The sequence below is a fragment of the Flavobacterium jejuense genome (assembly GCF_006491595.2).
GTDB classification, from domain to species: Bacteria; Bacteroidota; Bacteroidia; order Flavobacteriales; family Flavobacteriaceae; genus Flavobacterium; species Flavobacterium jejuense.
Window position 1 is genome coordinate 1 of sequence record NZ_VEVQ02000037.1, and the last position, 1809, is coordinate 1809.

Below are 1809 nucleotides of genomic sequence, written 5' to 3' on the forward strand. Positions count from 1 at the left end.
AACTTGTTTTTACTATCTTATTTATTTTTCTTCCTGTAGCATCATAAATGTAGGAAATTACATTTGTTCTTGCAACTGTTTTTATAAGTAAAAAAAGCTATCACTAACTCTAATACACGAGGTCGACTTTTTTATCATTTTCTTCGTTTTAAGACATTATATAACACAAAAAGGAACGCCATATTGCGTTCCTTTTCTATCCATTTTTTAAATTTCTATTTAATTTTTATTGATTATCAACTTATTAGACATTCAAATTAAACTCATCACTAACTTTGAAACATTACCCAAAACCACAACGGTAAGTTGTGGTTTGCTTTTTGTTATTTACTTTTTCAGTACAAGCAAGACGTATTCGCCAGCAAGGATTTAATTACATTTTATAAAGGTAAATTTATCATTCCCATCTACTATTTCTACTTTTAGAGATTTAGATAAATTAATTAAATTATAAAAATCAATTTCCTTAAAATCTTTTTTTCTATTAAAAAAAGTAGTTCTTATATAAAAAAAGTAGTTATTATTTTCTTTTTTCAATAACCAATCATGTGTTGAAAAAGAATTATTTTCATCTATGTGAAAATTCAAATTAAGAAATTTATCCATAGGAAATTTTTTCACATACTCTTCAGATAAAAAAGTTTCTAATATGATTAAATCAGGAGAGGGACCGTCTTTTTCTCTTTCAAAAGTTATTTTATTAATACAATTATATGTCGACTCACAAGAAAAAGACAAAAGGGATAAAAAACAATATATAAAAATTGATTTCATAATATTTAATTAGTAGAATTAGGAAAATATTTTTTATGTAAAGAAGCTGGAACATAATGTCCATAGTGATCATATATAATACTATTCCATTCTGTAGTTGTTTTTTTCCAGCTTGAAGTTTTTACTTGATGATTTGTTGCATTACTTTCAAAAAGATCAAAGTCTGATTGTGAAGAAGAATCATAACGTCTTTTATATGAAAACCACAACTTCCTCCAATCATTACCATGTGAAAATGATTCATGTTCATGCATATTTATAATATCAAATCTATTTATAATTTGTTTTCCAAGTCTATCTTTACTAATTGCTAAATATACTAAATCTAATTTTTCGTCATATCCAGTATATATACCAGTATATTTTCTAACTCTTATCTCAAAATTACTATGTATTTTTTTATCTGTAAATTGAGCATAATAACCAATAACATTCTTAAAAGCATCATCGCTTAAAACAGTCCCTTTAGTTTCGTATTTATTTAAATTACCTGCTTTCCAGTCACTTTCATTAATAAGTCTAACTTCATCTGTGCCACCTTTTCCTAAATACTTTCCTGTTTTCTTGTCAAAATAATCATCGTTTGAGTCTCCCTCAATACTTGCCATTGCTTGTGTATGAGTTGCTGAATCACCTCCTTGATTTCTATAACCACCTTCATCCCAATCATAATAAACATCTGCCGTTTGTGAGGCTTCAGGAGCCATTCCGTCAGGATCAATAAAGAAAACAGGGTTGTCAAAAGCATAATTGTAAGGTGAGTGCCTTCTCATTTGTTCCGCCAACGGGTCAATGTTCATCCACCTTCCCAAAGCAGGGTCGTAATTACGAGCTTGATAATCGTACATGTTAAGTCCCAGCTCCGTCTGCAGTTCTTTCCCGTTGTATTTATACTGGTAACTAGGTAATACTGGTACGCTAGGTGCTAGGTGCTTTCTTTCCTAAAGTGATGTTTCCAGATGAATTTTTAGAATATAATAGCCAATCACTATTATAATTAGTATGTTTTAACCCAAAAGCATAATAGTGGTTTTC

General features: G+C 29.0%; 2 protein-coding genes. Both read right to left on the reverse strand.

All coding sequences use genetic code 11. The features are described 5' to 3' along the window. Positions 1–369: 369 nt before the first annotated feature. Positions 370–774: a hypothetical protein gene (locus FIA58_RS21080; RefSeq protein WP_140964670.1), complete on the reverse strand. Its 405-nt coding sequence runs from the start codon at positions 772–774 to the stop codon at positions 370–372. 5 nt (positions 775–779) lie between these two features. Further along, entirely contained in the window at positions 780–1622 is an 843-nt protein-coding gene (locus FIA58_RS21830) for an RHS repeat-associated core domain-containing protein (RefSeq protein ID WP_394352435.1), read from the reverse strand. Positions 1623–1809: the final 187 nt, after the last annotated feature.